General features: G+C 71.9%; 15 protein-coding genes. 1 reads left to right on the plus strand and 14 read right to left on the minus strand.

The features are described 5' to 3' along the window. Nucleotides 1-16: 16 nt before the first annotated feature. The gene (locus ACZ63E_RS17095; protein WP_465336929.1) at nt 17-1,468 is read right to left on the minus strand and encodes an FAD-binding oxidoreductase; all 1,452 of its coding nucleotides are present in this window, start codon (nt 1,466-1,468) and stop codon (nt 17-19) included. A 130-nt stretch (nt 1,469-1,598) separates the two neighbouring features. Between ACZ63E_RS17095 and ACZ63E_RS17100 the strand changes: the two genes are divergently transcribed. Continuing rightward, the gene (locus ACZ63E_RS17100) at nt 1,599-3,707 is read left to right on the plus strand and encodes an elongation factor G-like protein EF-G2 (RefSeq protein WP_465336930.1); all 2,109 of its coding nucleotides are present in this window, start codon (nt 1,599-1,601) and stop codon (nt 3,705-3,707) included. 109 nt (nt 3,708-3,816) lie between these two features. Here ACZ63E_RS17100 and ACZ63E_RS17105 read toward each other — a convergent pair whose 3' ends face one another. The 13 genes from ACZ63E_RS17105 to ACZ63E_RS17165 form a co-directional block, all read right to left on the minus strand. Beyond that, a complete protein-coding gene (locus ACZ63E_RS17105) occupies nt 3,817-4,614 on the minus strand; it encodes a class I SAM-dependent methyltransferase (RefSeq protein WP_465336932.1) in 798 nt (265 codons plus the stop codon). 57 nt (nt 4,615-4,671) lie between these two features. Beyond that, on the minus strand, nt 4,672-5,181 hold the full coding sequence (locus ACZ63E_RS17110) for an XdhC family protein (RefSeq protein ID WP_465336934.1): 510 nt from the start codon (nt 5,179-5,181) through the stop codon (nt 4,672-4,674). 13 nt (nt 5,182-5,194) lie between these two features. Continuing rightward, nucleotides 5,195-5,464 (minus strand): hypothetical protein, encoded by a 270-nt coding sequence (locus ACZ63E_RS17115; protein WP_465336935.1) that lies wholly within the window; start codon nt 5,462-5,464, stop codon nt 5,195-5,197. A 31-nt stretch (nt 5,465-5,495) separates the two neighbouring features. Continuing rightward, the gene (locus tag ACZ63E_RS17120; RefSeq protein ID WP_465336937.1) at nt 5,496-5,753 is read right to left on the minus strand and encodes a hypothetical protein; all 258 of its coding nucleotides are present in this window, start codon (nt 5,751-5,753) and stop codon (nt 5,496-5,498) included. 2 nt (nt 5,754-5,755) lie between these two features. Beyond that, nucleotides 5,756-6,238, minus strand: coding sequence for an NUDIX hydrolase (locus ACZ63E_RS17125; RefSeq protein WP_465336939.1), 483 nt, complete (start codon nt 6,236-6,238; stop codon nt 5,756-5,758). Next, nucleotides 6,235-7,380 (minus strand): glycosyltransferase family 4 protein, encoded by a 1,146-nt coding sequence (locus tag ACZ63E_RS17130; protein WP_465337466.1) that lies wholly within the window; start codon nt 7,378-7,380, stop codon nt 6,235-6,237. The genes ACZ63E_RS17125 and ACZ63E_RS17130 overlap by 4 nt, the downstream gene beginning before the upstream one ends. A gap of 18 nt (nt 7,381-7,398) precedes the next feature. Further along, nucleotides 7,399-8,316, minus strand: coding sequence for a phosphatidylinositol mannoside acyltransferase (locus tag ACZ63E_RS17135; RefSeq protein WP_465312519.1), 918 nt, complete (start codon nt 8,314-8,316; stop codon nt 7,399-7,401). After that, nucleotides 8,313-8,939, minus strand: coding sequence for a phosphatidylinositol phosphate synthase (gene pgsA, locus ACZ63E_RS17140; RefSeq protein ID WP_465336941.1), 627 nt, complete (start codon nt 8,937-8,939; stop codon nt 8,313-8,315). The genes ACZ63E_RS17135 and pgsA overlap by 4 nt, the downstream gene beginning before the upstream one ends. A gap of 89 nt (nt 8,940-9,028) precedes the next feature. After that, a complete protein-coding gene (locus ACZ63E_RS17145; RefSeq protein WP_465312521.1) occupies nt 9,029-9,550 on the minus strand; it encodes a MarR family winged helix-turn-helix transcriptional regulator in 522 nt (173 codons plus the stop codon). A 63-nt stretch (nt 9,551-9,613) separates the two neighbouring features. Then, the gene (locus ACZ63E_RS17150; protein ID WP_465312522.1) at nt 9,614-10,156 is read right to left on the minus strand and encodes an HIT family protein; all 543 of its coding nucleotides are present in this window, start codon (nt 10,154-10,156) and stop codon (nt 9,614-9,616) included. After that, the gene (gene thrS, locus ACZ63E_RS17155; RefSeq protein WP_465336942.1) at nt 10,153-12,180 is read right to left on the minus strand and encodes a threonine--tRNA ligase; all 2,028 of its coding nucleotides are present in this window, start codon (nt 12,178-12,180) and stop codon (nt 10,153-10,155) included. The genes ACZ63E_RS17150 and thrS overlap by 4 nt, the downstream gene beginning before the upstream one ends. 334 nt (nt 12,181-12,514) lie before the next feature. After that, nucleotides 12,515-13,129, minus strand: coding sequence for a malonic semialdehyde reductase (locus ACZ63E_RS17160; protein WP_465336943.1), 615 nt, complete (start codon nt 13,127-13,129; stop codon nt 12,515-12,517). A 186-nt stretch (nt 13,130-13,315) separates the two neighbouring features. Further along, nucleotides 13,316-14,845, minus strand: coding sequence for a sugar transferase (locus tag ACZ63E_RS17165; protein ID WP_465336945.1), 1,530 nt, complete (start codon nt 14,843-14,845; stop codon nt 13,316-13,318). Between the last annotated feature and the right edge of the window lie 876 nt (nt 14,846-15,721).

Consider the following 15,721-nt stretch of genomic DNA (forward strand, 5'->3'; position numbering starts at 1 on the left):
GTGGGTTCGGCGCAGTCTATGTCTCTCCGATGTGGACAGTCGAGTGGGGCGCGAAAAGTCCTTGCGGGAAAGCGAAAATTCCTCGCGGGTCATACTTTCGGGCGACAGCGCGCAACCGCGGCAGGTTCACCCCGTAGTACGCCTCCGCCCAGTCCGGCATCTCGGGATCGAGGTAGTTGACGTAGCCGGTGGCGCCGAACTCCGGCCCGAGCCCGTCGCGGACGGCGGCCACCGCGCGCCGGGCGCCGGCCTCACCGCCGTTCTCGGGCTCCGCGCCGTGCAGGAACTGGAAGCTGGCCAGCGCCTTCCGGTGCGGGAACGCCGTTTCGCGGACACCGACCCGCGCGATGGCGCCGCCGCCCGCGTCGATGATGGTGTCGACCTTCGGGACCCCGGTCAGCACCTCGACGACGGCGGCCGGGTCGGCGGCCCGGCGCAGGAGCATCCGCGACGTCCCGACGTAGGTGCCCCGGTTCGCGGCCACCGCCGGCCGCGAGTCGTGGTCGTCGAACGACCGCATCGCGGACACATGGTCCAGCACCCGCCGCCGCTGCTCGACCGGCGGGGTGCCGACCCGGCGGATCAGGTCGTCGAGCAGCTCGTTCATCCGCGCCGCCGGGCCGAGGAACGTGCCGCCGAGGTTGGCGTGGTCCGCGCCGAGGCCCATCCCGGACCACAGCTCGTCCGGCATCGCCGGCTGCCAGTCCTGCCAGGCGGCGAACAGCGCGGTCTGCGTGCCCGGCGGGAAGTGGAGGTCGAACGTGGCGACGTCGGCGATCGGCACGGTCCGGAACGTGAACCCGGTGACGATCCCGAAGTTGCCGCCGCCCCCGCCGCGCAGCGCCCAGAACAGGTCGGGCTCCGCCGTCGCCGAAACCGTGCGCAGCCGGCCGTCGGCCGTGACGATCCGGGCCGCCTCCAGGTGGTCGCACGTCAGGCCGTATTTCCGGTCGAGGACGCCGACGCCGCCGCCGAGGGCGAGCCCGGCGATGCCGACCGTGTCGCAGCTGCCCGCCGGCAGCACCCGGCCCGCCGCCGCGAGCGTGGTGGCGATCGGCCCCAGCCGGGCCCCGGCGCCGATCACCGCGCGGCCGTCCGGGCGCGCTTCGACCGCCGAGAACCGGCTCAGGTCCACCACGATCCCGCCGTCCACAGTGGAGTACCCGGGATAGCTGTGCCCGCCGCTGCGGGCGGCGACGGGCAGCCGGTGCCGCGCCGCGAAGCCGACAGCGGCTTGGACGTCCTCGACCCGCGTGGCGCCCACGACGGCCGCCGGCATCCGGGCGTCGTACATCGTGAAGAAGCCCTGCTTGGCCTCGGGGTAACCCGCGTCGCCCGGCCGGAACAACGGCCCGGCCAGCCGGCGCCGCAGCCGCTCCCAGTCGTCCGGCGGCGGCCACCCCGCCGCCAGTCCCGCCACCGGAACCGCCCCGGACATCCGCAGGAAGGTCCGCCTGTCCACCGTCATGAAACTCCCCCTTGCCCCTGCTCCCCCGGGCATTCGGCTGGTCCCGGGACCCGTGCCTTGCCGTGACCAGGGTAGCGGGTGTGTGATCGAGGACACATCACGTACACCAGCCGTTCGCCGAGGAGTCGTCATGGCCGACAAACAAGCCAAGAACGCCGACACCGGGGCCGCCGTCGCTGTGGACGACCCCGCGAAGGTCCGCAACGTGGTGCTCGTCGGCCCGTCCGGCTCGGGGAAGACGACCCTCACGGAGGCGCTCCTCGCGGCGTCCGGCACCGTCCCGCGCGCGGGCTCGGTGGTCGACGGGACGACGGTGTGCGACCACGACCCGGCCGCGGTCCGCCAGCAGCGCTCGGTCGGCCTTTCGGTCGCGCCGGTGCTGCACCGGGGTCACAAGATCAACCTGATCGACACGCCGGGGTACGCCGACTTCGTCGGGGAGCTGCGGGCCGGGCTGCGTGCGGCCGACGCGGCGCTGTTCGTCGTCTGCGCGGCCGAAGGGGTCGACGCGGCGACGGTCGCGGTGTGGGAGGAGTGCGCCGCGGTCGGCATGCCGCGCGCGGTCGTCGTCTCCCGGCTCGACCACCACCGGGCCGACCCGATGGCCGAGATCGCCGCCTGCCAGGCCGCGTTCGGCGCCGGTGTCCTGCCGCTCTACCTGCCCGCCGGCGACGGCCTGGTCGGGCTGATCACCCAGCGGTACTTCGACTACTCCGCCGGGCATCCGCCGAAGGTGGGCGAACCCGACCCGGCCGACCTCGAGCGGATGGCCGAAGCCCGCAACGAGCTGATCGAAGGGGTCATCGCCGAGAGCGAGGACGAGTCCCTGATGGACCGCTACCTCGGCGGCGAGGAGATCCCCGAGGAGACGCTCATCGCCGACCTCGAGACCGCCGTCGCGCGCGGGTCGTTCCACCCGGTCATCCCGGTGTGCGCGACCAGCGGGATCGGCCTGGCCGAGGTGCTCGACGGGATCGTCCGGGCGTTCCCCTCGCCGCTGGAGCACGAGCCGCCGGACGTCACCACGCCGGACGGCGGGGCGCACGCGGCCATCACCGCCGACCCCGCGGGCCCCCTCGCCGCGGAGGTCGTCCGGACGGCCGTCGACTCCTACGTCGGCCGAGTGTCCCTCGTCCGGGTGTTCTCCGGGACGCTGCGCCCCGAGCGGCCGGTGCACGTGTCCGGGCACGGCCTCGCGGAACGCGGCCACGAGGACCACGACGCCGACGAGCGCGTCGCGCACCTCTACTCCCCCCTCGGCGCGAACCTGCGCGAGGTGCCCTACTGCGTCGCCGGTGACCTCTGCGCGCTGACGAAGGTCGGGTCGGCGGAGACCGGTGACACCGTCTCCTCGCCCGAAGAGCCGTTGCTGATGGAACCCTGGGCGATGCCGGAGCCGCTGCTGCCGGTCGCCGTCGTCGCGAAGACCCGCAGCGACGAGGACACGTTGGCGCGCAACCTTTCCCGGCTGGTCGCCGGCGACCCGACGCTGCGGCTCGACCGCAACGCCGAGACGAACCAGCTGGTGCTGTGGTGCATGGGCGAGGCCCACGCCGACGTCGTGCTCTCGCGGCTGCGGGCGGGCGGCGCGGACGTCGACACCGAACCGGTGAAGATCAGCCTGCGCACGACGTTCGGCAAGCCCGCCAAGGGCCACGGCCGGCACGTGAAGCAGTCCGGCGGGCACGGCCAGTTCGCCGTCTGCGACATCGTCGTCGAGCCGCTGCCGCGCGGCGGCGGCTTCCAGTTCGTCGACAAGGTCGTCGGCGGCTCGGTGCCGCACCAGTTCATCCCGAGCGTCGAGAAGGGCGTGCGGGCCCAGCTGCAGCGCGGGCTGGCCGACGGGCACCCGGTCGTCGACGTGAAGGTCACGCTGGTCGACGGGAAGGCGCACAGCGTCGACTCCTCCGACGCCGCGTTCCAGACCGCCGGCGCGCTGGCGCTGCGGGAGGCCGCGGCGGCCGGGCACCTCACCATGCTGGAGCCGCTGGAAGAGGTGACCATCCGGCTGCCGGACGAGCACCTCGGCACCGTGCTCGGCGACCTCTCCTCCCGCCGGGGCCGGGTGCTGGGCACGGAAGCCGGCCAGGGCGGGCGGACCCTGATCCGGGCCGAGGTCCCGGCGACGGAGCTGGTCCGCTACCTCATCGACCTGCGCTCGATGACCTCCGGCACGGCGACGTTCACCCGCCACCACGCCCGGTTCGAGCCGATGCCGGAAGGGATGGCGGTCCACTGACGGACGACACGCGTACCCCGGCGGACGACACGCGCACCTGAACGGACGACACGGCGGGAGCCGGAGGGCCGGTCGCCGTGTCGTCCGCGCGGGTACGCGTGTCGTCCGGTCAGGCCGGGCGGTGGGCCCGGTGCAGGGTGGCCGCGAAGTCGAGGACGATCGTGTCGCCCTCCTGCATCGTCCGGGCGCCGTCCAGGAACCGCGCGTGGAACTCGCCGGCCCGCTCGCCGAGGGCGGCGACCAGCTCGGTTCCGCCACGCGGCTGCAGCCACTCCCACAGCGCGTCCGGTCCTCGCAGCGGCAGCGGCATCTCGACGTCTTCCCGGGCCAGGCCGGTGAACCCCGCCTCGGTCAGCAGCGTGTCGAGGCCGTCCGCGTCCATCGGCCCCGCGCCGGGCGACGGCGACGGCTCCGGCTCCGCGGCGGCGTCCGGCGAGAAGAACTCGACGCTGAGATCCTGCAGCCAGCCCAGCTGCCCCACCGACTGCCGTTCCAGCGACAGCGCGACCGTGCCGCCGGGCGCCAGCACCCGCCGGACCTCGGCCAGCACGGCCGCCGGGTCGTCCAGGACCTGCACGACGAACCCGGCCGTGACCACGTCGAACGCGCCGTCGGGGAAGTCCGGGTGGGCCGCGTCCATCGTCCGGGCGGTCAGCTCCGGGTGGTCGGCGGCCAGCCGGGCGACCATCTCGGGCGACGCGTCGATCGCCGACACCACGCAGCCGTACGCCAGCAGGGCGCGCGCGACCGCGCCGCGGCCGGCTCCGATGTCCAGCGCCCGCGCGCCCGGCCGCGGACCGGCGAACGCGGCGAGCCGCGCGCCGACGTCCCCCACGTAGAAGAAGATCTCCTCGTACCGGTCGGCGATCCGGTCGTACTTCGCCCGAGCCTGGGCCGCAGTCACCATGGGACCGACGCTAAGGATTCGCCCCGGCGGTGAGGAACCGCCAGTGGGGCGAGGCGGTCAGAAGGCGAAACCACCCGGGCGGTGGTTGCGGTCGGCCAGCAGGCCGGCCAGCGTCGCCACCGCGATCTCCGGCGGGGTCCGCGAGCCGATGTTGAGCCCGACCGGCCGGTGCACGCGGGCGATCTCGGCGTCCGCCACGCCGAGCCCCTGCAACGCGGCCACGTGCGGACCCGGGTGACGCGGGTTGCCGAGCACGCCGATCCACCGCGGCGCTTGGTCGAGCGCGAGCTTGAGGACGTCGCCGAGCTCCGGCCGGTGGTGGTCGGTGACCACGACGTCGGCGGTGCCGTCGAGCGCCGGGAGCGTGGTCGCGGCGTCGAACCCGTCCGGCACGTCGGTCGCCCGCGCGGCGTCCGGTTCGAACAGCGCGACGTGGAAACCGAGGTCCCGCGCGAACTTCAGCAGGTACCGCGACACCGGGGACGCGAACACCGCCACCAGCGTCCGCGTGTCCGGGTCTGCCGGAGCCGTGCCGTGGGCGACGTCGCAGGCCTCGGGTTCGCTCATGCCGCCCAGTCTGTCAGCCGCCGGCCTGTTCGCCCACCGTGACGCGGAACTGCCACAGGTCGGTCTTGCCCTTGACCAGCACCAGGTACCCGTCGGTCACGCGCAGCACCAGCCGGCTCTGCGGGGACGACGGCCGCGGCGGCCGGTGCTGTTTGGCGAGCAGGTACGCGTCGTCCTCCGCGCTGACGCGGTCGGGGTACGGCGTCGCGTCCGCGACGCCCCAGCCCCGGTTGTCGCCCAGGCCGCCCTGCTCTTCGATGACCACCCACCACGTCGCGCTCATATCCCTCCGACGCGCGCGGGGGCCGCCGGGTTCAGATCTCTTCGCCGACCGTCAGCCGGAAGTGGAACGTCGAGGTCCGGCCGTCGACGATCACCAGGTAGCCGCCCGCGATCCGCAGGACCTTCCGCGCCTTCGGCGACCACGGGTAGGCGGGCTGGTACTCCCGCGCGAGCCGCAGGGCCTCGGCTTCGGCCGCGACCTGGTCCTCGACCGGGAACGTCTCCGACAGCGACCAGCTCCGGCCGTCGCCGGCCCCGCGCTGCTCCTCGACGACGACGTACCAGCCCACGCTCAGACCTCCGGCTCGGCGAACTCGAAGTACTCCGGCAGCGGCGCGGTGCCGGCCAGCTTGAAGTACCGCACCTTCCGCCGTCGTCGCAGCCGCAGCGTGTCGCGCACGGCGTCGTTGTGGACGCGCCGGGCGATCACGACCCGGTGTTCGGCGTCGGTCAGCTCCTCGGCGAGCTCGGGCGCCAGGCCCGCGCGGTCGACGCGGCTCAGGTGCAGCGTCAGCTCGTTCTCCTCGGCTTCACGATCGGCACGGGCCGCTGTTTCCGCTCGCTCGGCCGACGTCCGCAGGGCCGTGTCGCCGAGCACCACCGCGACCGCCCGCGCCACGACCGCCCGGCGGGCCAGCGCCGCGTCGAGGGCGGCCCAGCCCGCGTCCGTGCGGACGTGCAGCCGGTCGAGCCGGTTCGCCGTCGCGAGCAGGAACAGCCCGCCCAGCACCACGACCAGCGCCAGCACTGGGAGCAGCCAGCCGAGCACGCTCACCGGGCGAGCTCCCGTTCCGGCGCCGCGACGCGCCGCGGGTCGGCGGCGACGGCTGTCTCGTAGACGCGCAGCACCTGCGTGGCCACCACCGACCAGTCGTACATCGTGACGCGCTCGCCCGCCGCCGCGGCCAGCGACACCCGGTGCGCCGGGTCGCCGAGCAGCTCCCGCAGCCCGTCGGCGAGCGCGGCCGGGTCGCCGGTCTCGACGAGCATCCCGGCGCGGCCGTCGTCGAGCACCCGCCGGAACGAGTCGAGGTCACTGGCCAGGACCGCGGTCCCGGCGGCCATCGCCTCGGTGAGGATCATCCCGAAGCTCTCCCCGCCGGTGTTCGGCGCGCAGTAGACGTCGACGCTGCGCAGGGCCTGGGCCTTCACCTCGTCGGTGGCCTGCCCGAGCAGCTCCAGGTGCGGCGCCAGCTCGGGACCGGCGTCCCGGCGGAGCTGGTCCTCGTCGCCCCGGCCGACGACCACGAGCCGCAGGTCCTCGAACTCCGGCAGGATCCGCCGCAACGCCTCCAGCAGCACGCCCATGCCCTTGCGCGGCTCGCCGAAGCGGCCGACGAACCCGACCGTGCCGCCGGCCCGCGGATAACCCGGCAACGGTGTCGCGGAAGAGAAGAAGCCGACGTCGACGCCGTTCGGGATCTCCACGGCGTCGCCGCCCGCGTGCTCCACCTGCACCCGGCGGGCCAGCGCGGACACCGCGATCCGCGCGGTGATCTTCTCCAGCAGCGGCCGCAGCACCGGCTGGAACGCCGAGAGCGTGCGCGAGCGGGTCGTCGCGGTGTGGAACGTCGCCACGATCGGGCCGTCCGCGATGAGCAGCGCCAGCAGCGAAAGGCTCGGCGCGGCCGGCTCGTGCAGATGCAGGACGTCGAAGTCGCCTTCGCGGATCCAGCGGCGCACCCGGGCGTAGGACACCGGGCCGAACTGGAGGCGGGCGACCGAGCCGTTGTACGGGATGCCGAGCGCCTTGCCGGCCGGGTGCACGAACTCCGGCAGGTCGGCGTCGTCGTCGGCGGGCGCGAGCACGGACACGTGGTGCCCGCGCGCGAGCAGCGCCTTCGTCAGGTCGATCACGTGCCCCTGGACCCCGCCGGGCACGTCGAAGGAGTAGGGGCAGACGATCCCGACCCGCATTCCACGCGTGGCCACGCCTCAGCTCGCTTCTTCCAGGTCCGGCTGCTCGCCCGCGTCGAGGTCGGCCGGCCAGAACTTCTGCACCATGTGCCAGTCGGCCGGGTGGGCGGCGATGTCGCCGGCGAAGATGTCCGCCAGGGCCTGGGTCGCGGCCGGGACCTCGGCGCGCGCGGTGACGCGGATCCGCGGGTGCAGGCGGATCTGCCAGCCGTCCTCGGTGAACCAGCAGCCGGCCGGGATCAGCGCGGCGCCGGTCGTGGCGGCCAGCCGGGCCGGGCCGCCGGGCATCCGGGCCGGCTCGCCGAAGAACTTCACCGGGATGCCGCTGGTGGTCAGGTCGCGGTCGCCGACCAGGCAGACGGCCTTGTTCTCGCGCAGCCGCTTCAGCAGCACGCGCATCGCCGAGCTGTCACCGGTGAGCGGCACGATCTCGAAGCCGAGCGACTCGCGGTACTCGACGAACCGGCGGTAGAGCGACTCGGGCTTCAGCCGCTCGGCGACGGTCGTGAAGCCCCCGAGGTAGTCGGCCAGCCAGACGCCGGCGATGTCCCAGTTCCCGCTGTGCGGCAGCGCCATCACCGCGCCGTTGCCCTCGGCCAGCGCGGCGTCGAGGTTCTCGACGCCGGTGATCGAGGCCGCGACCTTCTCGCTGACCTCCTTCTGGTCCATCGACGGCAGCCGGAACGTCTCGTGCCAGTACCGGGCGTAGGAGCGCATCGCGCGGCGGGTCAGCTCGTCCATCTCGACCGCGTCGGCCTGCGGGACGACCCGCGCGAGGTTGGCGCGCAGCTGCCGGACGCCGCCGCTGTCGCGCTTGACGGCGAGGTCGGCGCCGAGGGAGAAGACCGTGCTGCCGAACCCGGCGGGCAGCCAGCCGGCCAGCCGCCAGCCCGCGGCGTAGCCGAAGGCGCTCAGCCGCTCGGTCAGCCTGGTCATGCCCGCTGCTCCCCGGCGGCGGCCTCGCGGGCCGCCTTCGCCACGCCGGCCGAGCGTTGCAGCAGGGTGATCACCGAAAGCACGGCGAGCAGCCAGAGCGTCACGTCCACGGTGTACGGGATGCCGAAGCCGTGCAGGCCGGTGCCGACGAGCGCGATGATCAGCCGCTCGGCGCGTTCGACGAGCCCGCCGTCGACGGGCAGGCCGGAGGCGTCGGCCCGGGCCTTGACGTAGGAGATGACCTGGGCGAGCACCAGACAGAGCAGCGCCGCGGCGGCGGCCGGGCGGTTGTCGTCGACGACGAAGCACCACCAGGCGATGGCGGCGAACAGGGCGCCGTCGACCAGCCGGTCGCAGGTCGCGTCGAGCACCGCCCCGAACGGGGTGCCGTACCCGCGGGCCCGCGCCATGGCGCCGTCCAGCAGGTCGAGCATGGCGAAGCCCCACACCGTGAAGGTGCCCCAGAGCAGGTGGTCGGTCGGGAAGAAGACCAGGGCGCAGACGACCGCGCCGGCCGTGCCGAGCACGGTCATCGCGTTCGGGGTCAGCCCGACGCGGACCAGCGCCTGGCCGATCGGATCGGTGACGCGGGAAACGGAGGCACGCGCGAAGATATTGAGCATCGGTTCGTCTGAGGCACCTGGCTACGAGGGTCGGGTGGGCGATGGCAGCCTATCGACCCGCACCGGTGACCTTGACGCGCCGCCCCGCGTCAGCCCGATTTGGTGAGCTCGCCCTCGTGTTCGCGCGCCTCTTCGGCGGCCTGCGCCGCGGCGCACTTCGGCGAGAGCTGGTTGCGGATCGCGGCGCTGATCTCACCGAGCGCGGTCACCTGCTCCGGCGTCAGCGGGTCGAAGAGGCTTTCCCGGACGGCCTCGACGTGCCCGGGCGCGGCGGCCTCGAGCGCGGTGAACCCCGCGTCGGTCAGGACGGCCCAGGCGCCGCGCTTGTCGGTCGGGCAGGCCTCCCGGCGCACCCAGCCGTTCGCTTCGAGGCGCGCGACGGCGTGCGAGAGCCGGCTTCGCGACGCCTGGCGCGCGTCGGCGAGCTCGCTCATCCGCAGCCGGCGGCCGGGCGCTTCCGAGAGCGACACGAGGACTTCGTAGTAGGTGTGCGGCATGCCCGAGTCGTGCTGCAGCTGACCCTCGAGGTGCGCGCTCAGCATGCGGGTGGCCATGTTGAACTCACGCCAGACGCGCTGCTCGTCGTCGCTGAGCCATCGGGTTTCGGACATACCCCCATCATACTCGCGGTTGAACACTCAATCAGGCTTTGCCGGTTACGGCATTCGAGGGTTTCACCAGGCGTCGGCGAGCAGGTCCCGCGTTTCGCCGAGCAGCTGCGGGAGCACCTTCGTCTGCCCGATGACCGGCATGAAGTTCGCGTCGCCGCCCCACCGCGGGACCAGGTGCTGGTGCAGGTGCGCGGCGATGCCCGCGCCCGCGATCACGCCCTGGTTCAGGCCGATGTTGAACCCGTGCGCGCCGGACACCGCGCGGATCACCTTCATCGCGTGCTGGGTGAACTCCGCGACCTCCCGCGTCTCCTCGACCGTCAGGTCGGTGTAGTCCGCGACGTGCCGGTACGGCACCACCATGAGGTGCCCGGGGTTGTACGGGTACAGGTTCAGCACCGCGTACACCGTCTCGCCGCGCGCGACGATCAACCCCGTCTTGTCGTCCAGGGACGGGATGCGGCAGAAGGGACAGCCGGTGTCTTCGTCGTCCTCCGGCTTGTCCTGGCCCTTGATGTAGGCCATCCGGTGCGGGGTCCAGAGGCGGTGGAACGCGTCCTGGACCCCGACACCCTGCTGCTCGACGAGTTCGGGACCGTCACTCACCGAACGACCGTCTCCAGCGCCTCGGCCGACGGCGACGCGTTCTCGCGGCGCTCGATCCAGCCGGCGATCGCGGCGACGGCGTCGGCCACCGGCACGCCGTTGATCTGCCCGCCGTCGCGGAAGCGGAACGACACCGCGCCCGCCTCGACGTCCTTCGCGCCGGCGAGCAGCATGAAGGGCACCTTCTGCGTGGTGTGCGTCCGGATCTTCTTCTGCATCCGGTCGTCGCTCGCGTCGACCTCCGCGCGGATCCCCTTGGCGCGCAACGCCTTCTCGACGTCTTCGAGGAACCCGACCTGGTCGGCGGTGATCGGGATGCCGACCACCTGCACCGGCGCGAGCCACGCCGGGAACGCGCCCGCGTAGTGCTCGGTCAGCACGCCGAAGAACCGCTCGATCGAGCCGAACAGCGCGCGGTGGATCATCACCGGCGTCTGGCGGGTGCCGTCCGGCGCGGTGTACTCGAGCTCGAACCGCTTGTTCTGGTTGAAGTCCAGCTGGATGGTCGACATCTGCCAGGTGCGGCCGATGGCGTCCTTGGCCTGGACCGAGATCTTGGGGCCGTAGAAGGCCGCGCCGCCCGGGTCCGGGACCAGCTCGAGGCCGGAGTCTACGGCGGCCTGCCGCAGCGTCTCGGTGGCCTCCTCCCACTCCCAGTCCTCACCGATGAACTTGTCGGAGTCACCTCGGGTGGACAGCTCGAGGTAGAAGTCGGAGAGGCCGTAGTCGGCCAGCAGGTCGAGGACGAACTTCAGCAGCGACCGGAGCTCGCCCGGCATCTGCTCCTTGGTGCAGTAGATGTGCGAGTCGTCCATCGTCAGGCCGCGCACGCGGGTGAGGCCGTGCACCACGCCCGACTTCTCGTAGCGGTAGACGGTGCCGAACTCGAACAGCCGCAGCGGCAGCTCGCGGTAGGACCGCCCGCGCGAGCGGAAGATCAGGTTGTGCATCGGGCAGTTCATGGCCTTGAGGTAGTAGTTCTCCTCGTCGAACTGCACCGGCGGGAACATCGTGTCCGCGTAGTAGGGCAGGTGGCCGGAGGTGTGGAACAGCTCGCCCTTGCTGATGTGCGGGGTGTTCACGAACTCGTAGCCGGCCTCCTCGTGGCGGCGGCGCGAGTAGTTTTCCAGCTCCCGGCGGATGATGCCGCCCTTGGGGTGGAACACCGGCAGGCCGGAGCCGATCTCCTCGGGGAAGGAGAACAGGTCCAGCTCCGCGCCGAGCTTGCGGTGGTCGCGGCGCTCCGCCTCGGCGATGCGCTCCAGGTGGGCGTCCTGCGCCTCGGCCGACTCCCACGCGGTGCCGTAGATCCGCTGCAGCTGCGGGTTCTTCTCGCTCCCCCGCCAGTACGCGGCGGCGACGCGGGTCAGCTTGAACGCGGGGATGAACTTGGTGGTCGGCACGTGCGGACCACGGCAGAGGTCACTCCAGACACGTTCCTTGGTGCGCGGGTCGAGATTGTCGTAGATGGTGAGCTCGCCCTCGCCCACCTCCATCACCTCGGAGGTGTCCACTTCGGACTTGAGGTCGACCAGTTCGAGCTTGAACGGCTCGTCGGCCAGTTCCTTCTTGGCCTCGTCCACGGAGTCGAAAACGCGCCGCGAGAACTGCTGGGCGCCCTTGACGATCTGCTTCATGCGCTTTTCGAGCGCCTGCAGGTCCTCCGGGGTGAACGGAGTGTCGACGGCGAAGTCGTAGTAGAAGCCGTCCTTCACCGGCGGGCCGATGCCCAGCTTGGCGTTCGGGAACTGCTGCTGGACGGCCTGGGCGAGCACGTGGGCCGCCGAATGGCGGATGACGCTGCGGCCGTCCTCGGTGTTCGCGGCGACCGGCTCGACCTCGGTGTCGGTTTCCGGCGCCCAGGCGAGGTCGCGGAGCTTGCCCTCGGCGTCGCGCACGACGACGACGGTGTCCTCGCCCTTGGTCGGCAGGCCGGCCTCGCGGACCGCCGAGCCCGCCGTAGTGCCCGCCGGTACCACCACGCGGGAGGCGGCCACGGGGGAAACGGGGGGCGACTGGGACACGATGGCTCCTCGGACAAGAGTGACAGAGATGACTGCCGTCGATGCTAGTCGGCGGCCCGCGCGCGCCTCACGCGCGTCCGCGAACGCTCAGGCAGGCCGCCTCCGGTGCCGGAAGGAGCACCGGCGCGGTGGCCGCTCAATGAAGTGAATGAGTCACTCACACCATCGCGACCGGATTTCTCGAACGGCACTGCGGCATCCTGAGCTCCGGCCCGGTCTGGCACCCGGTTCCGTTGTCGCCAATGGGTCATTGGGGACGCCAGACGTCCCCAATGACCCATTCGCGGCACAAAAAGTCGCGGGCGGCTCGGCCTGCCCGATCAGGGGGTGGTGCTCAGAGGGTCTCGACGACCTGGTCGAAGTCCAGCCGCGGCAGGCGGTCGAACCACGGGTTCTCGCCCGGCTTGCCGACGTTGACGACGACGAGCGAGCGCCACTTCTTGCCGGCGAAGAACTCGTCGTCGACACCGGCGGCGTCGAAGCCGGTCATCGGGCCCGCGGCCAGGCCGGCGGCGCGGACGCCGATGATGAAGTAGCCGACCTGCAGCAGCGAGTTGAGCTTGGAGAACTCGACGCGGCCCTGCTCGTCGGAGAAGTTGTCCTTGACCTGCGGGGCGTGCGGGAAGACCTGCGGGATGTTCTCGTGGAAGTCGACGTCCGCGGCGAGCACGACGGTCAGCGGAGCGGCTTCGGTCTTGTCCCGGTTGCCCGGGGCCATGTGCGGGAGCAGGCGGGCCTTCGCCTCGGCGGTGCGCAGCACCAGCGCACGCAGCGGCTGGGTGTTCATCGACGTCGGGGCCCACTTGACGAGGTCGTAGATCGCGCGGACCTGCTCGTCGGTCACCGGCTCGGAGCTGAAACTGTTGGCCGTGCGCGCCTCGCGGAACAGCAGGTTCTGCACGTCCGAGGGGAGCTGAAGGGCTTCGGTCTGCTCGGCAAAGGTGGTCATGGGGCTGTGGTTCCTTCCGTGGGTCGGTACCAGGAGGAACCAGGTTGAGAGTTGAACTATTTCGCGCTCAACTACTTCGGGGCGGTGAAGTGGATCACAAGGGCGCTTCCCCCGGGAACGAGCACGGCCGCCGACCCCTGCGGCGGGGATCGGCGGCCGTGGTGCGCGGCGCGCGGTGCGAACGGGTCAGTAGGCGCCCTGCCCGCCCATCACCGCGCGGAAGGTCTTCCAGAGGATCACCAGGTCCAGGGCCAGCGACCAGTCCTCGACGTAGCGCAGGTCGAGCCGGATGCTCTCCGCCCACGTCAGGTCCGACCGGCCGCTCACCTGCCACAGCCCGGTCAGCCCCGGCTTCACCAGCAGCCGGCGCCGGGCGTCCGGCGCGTACTTCGCCGTTTCTTCCGGCAACGGCGGCCGCGGGCCGACGAGCGACATCTTCCCGGAGACGACGTTGAACAGCTGGGGCAGTTCGTCGAGCGAATATCGGCGCAGGAGACCACCCACACGGGTGATACGGGGGTCGCGCTTCATCTTGAACAGCGGACCCGCGCCTTCGTTCGCCGTCTCGAGCGTTTTCCGGATTTCGTCGGCATTGGTGACCATCGTGCGGAACTTCAGCATCGTGAACACCGCGCCATCGCGGCCGACGCGGCGCTGGCGGTAGATCACCGGGCCGCGGTCGTTCAGCTTGATCGCGAGCGCGATGACGAGCAGCAGCGGGGACATCATCGTGAGCAGCAGCGCCGAGCCGGCGCGGTCGACGACCTCCTTCACCACGCGGCGCCCGCCGGTGAACATCGGCGCGGTGACCCGCAGCAGCGGCATCCCCAGCACGCCGGTGACGTTGAGCCGGGGCCCGGCGACCTCCATCAGCACCGGCGCCACGACCATCTCGGCGCCGGTGCCCTCCATGTCCCAGGCCAGGCGCTGCAGGCGCTTCGGGCTCCAGTACTGGTCGGCGGTGATGGCGACGACGCGGTAGCCGCCGCGGCGCACGTGCCGGGAAAGCTCCTCGAGCCGGCCGACCACGGGGACGCCGTCGATCTCGCCGCTGTCGCGGTCGGCGCCGTGGCCGGTGAACGTGCAGGCCGCCTCGACGCGCCACCCGACGTGGACCTCGGACCGGGTGCGCGCGATCAGGTCGGCGACGGTCTCCGGGCTGCCTGCGGCCATCACCGGCAGCAGGCAGAGTCCCTTGGCGCGCTTGCGGTGCAGCACCTGGCGCAGCAGGTAGCGCTGCGGGAAGGCGACGAGCGCGATCGCCGGGACGACGACGAACACCCAGACCTGGACCTCGAGCGCGCCGAAGAGCAGGCCGCCGAGGGCGACCAGGACGGCCGCGGTGATGAAGCCGCGGCCGAGGGTGCGGTACTCCTCCGCGCCTTCACCGAGCACCCGCGAGCTCCACGCCCGGCTCACCGGCAGCGAGACGAAGATGGCGAGCATCGTCCCGAAGGCGTGCATGTCGTGCGGGGCAACACGATCGATGACGAACGCGCTGATCGCGATCACCAGCAGCGTGATGAACACGTCGCTGCCGATGACCCAGGCTCTGTATCTCGCTTCCCAGGCCGCCGGCAGCGCCTTGGGGGACGGCGTCCCGGCCGGTTCGGCGGCCGGGTGCTCGTCCCGCTGGGCGGGGCGCGGGATGGCCTGGAGGTCGATGTGCGGCGGTGGCTGGCTCACCGTGTACGAAGGCCGCACCGACTCTTCCATCTGACCTCCCGGACCAGGATCGGTTGATCTCGCAGGTACGCAGCGTCACCGGATGTGATTTCGGAGAGTCATCACAACTCAGTGGTCGCGCAGTGCCCGCAGAGGCTTCACAAGGCAAGGTATCGGCGACTCTCTCAGCATCGTTACAACGATTTCCAGCCACATGCTGCGCGTCTTCCCCGCCAGAAAATGGCCGCAAGATAACAAGATGATGACGATGCGTAATAAGGCGTATCCCGGGAAAAATCACGGAATGTAGCCAAAAAGAACGGTACCCGCACTCGGGTGGACCACGTGCTTCCGAACGGCCGAACGGGCCGCCGCGGATCTACTGTGGACACTGCGGCGCCAAGGCGGTCCACAGTGGACGAGGACGGGCCGCGAACCGGCTCCGTGCCGCCACGGGATGAGCACAGCGTGACACTCATCATCAAGTCGTCACGCGCGGCGTTTCCGTCACACGTCGCGACACCCCGTCGGCACGCCCCAGGGCGACAAGGCGTGCCGAGGATCACATGCAGACCTCCAGCAAGGTTCGGTGCGACAGAAGCCGGCCGCAACGGCAGGTTTCAGAGGAAAGTGCCCGCGGCTCCGAACAGGACACCCGAGCAACCCTCGTCAGCACATACGCAGGATCCGAACGGACCGTTCACTCCGCTTCGCGATGGGTCGACGCACCCTGACGCGCTTGACCGGCAGCCGAGCTGAGAAAGGTGACCCCACCTGGGGGTCCGGGGGCGTGCCCTCGGCGGGGGCGGGGGGGGGGGGGGGCCCCCCCAAAACAAAAAAAAAAAACCCCCTCCCCCCCCCCCCCCCAAACCCCCCACCCCAACCCCCCCCCCCCCCCCCCCCCCCCCCCCCCCCCCCCCCCTCCGC

It is taken from the genome of Amycolatopsis sp. NPDC104819, from assembly GCF_055583145.1.

Excerpts from the sequence above, each read along its gene's own strand:
- ACZ63E_RS17095 (WP_465336929.1), bottom strand. The coding sequence starts at position 1,468 with ATGACGGTGGACAGGCGGACCTTCCTGCGGATGTCCGGGGCGGTTCCG.
- ACZ63E_RS17110 (WP_465336934.1), bottom strand. The coding sequence starts at position 5,181 with ATGAGCGAACCCGAGGCCTGCGACGTCGCCCACGGCACGGCTCCGGCA.
- ACZ63E_RS17100 (WP_465336930.1), top strand. The coding sequence starts at position 1,599 with ATGGCCGACAAACAAGCCAAGAACGCCGACACCGGGGCCGCCGTCGCT.
- ACZ63E_RS17145 (WP_465312521.1), bottom strand. The coding sequence starts at position 9,550 with ATGTCCGAAACCCGATGGCTCAGCGACGACGAGCAGCGCGTCTGGCGT.
- ACZ63E_RS17130 (WP_465337466.1), bottom strand. The coding sequence starts at position 7,380 with ATGCGGGTCGGGATCGTCTGCCCCTACTCCTTCGACGTGCCCGGCGGG.
- ACZ63E_RS17165 (WP_465336945.1), bottom strand. The coding sequence starts at position 14,845 with ATGGAAGAGTCGGTGCGGCCTTCGTACACGGTGAGCCAGCCACCGCCG.
- pgsA (WP_465336941.1), bottom strand. The coding sequence starts at position 8,939 with ATGCTCAATATCTTCGCGCGTGCCTCCGTTTCCCGCGTCACCGATCCG.
- ACZ63E_RS17105 (WP_465336932.1), bottom strand. The coding sequence starts at position 4,614 with ATGGTGACTGCGGCCCAGGCTCGGGCGAAGTACGACCGGATCGCCGAC.
- ACZ63E_RS17135 (WP_465312519.1), bottom strand. The coding sequence starts at position 8,316 with ATGACCAGGCTGACCGAGCGGCTGAGCGCCTTCGGCTACGCCGCGGGC.
- ACZ63E_RS17160 (WP_465336943.1), bottom strand. The coding sequence starts at position 13,129 with ATGACCACCTTTGCCGAGCAGACCGAAGCCCTTCAGCTCCCCTCGGAC.
- ACZ63E_RS17115 (WP_465336935.1), bottom strand. The coding sequence starts at position 5,464 with ATGAGCGCGACGTGGTGGGTGGTCATCGAAGAGCAGGGCGGCCTGGGC.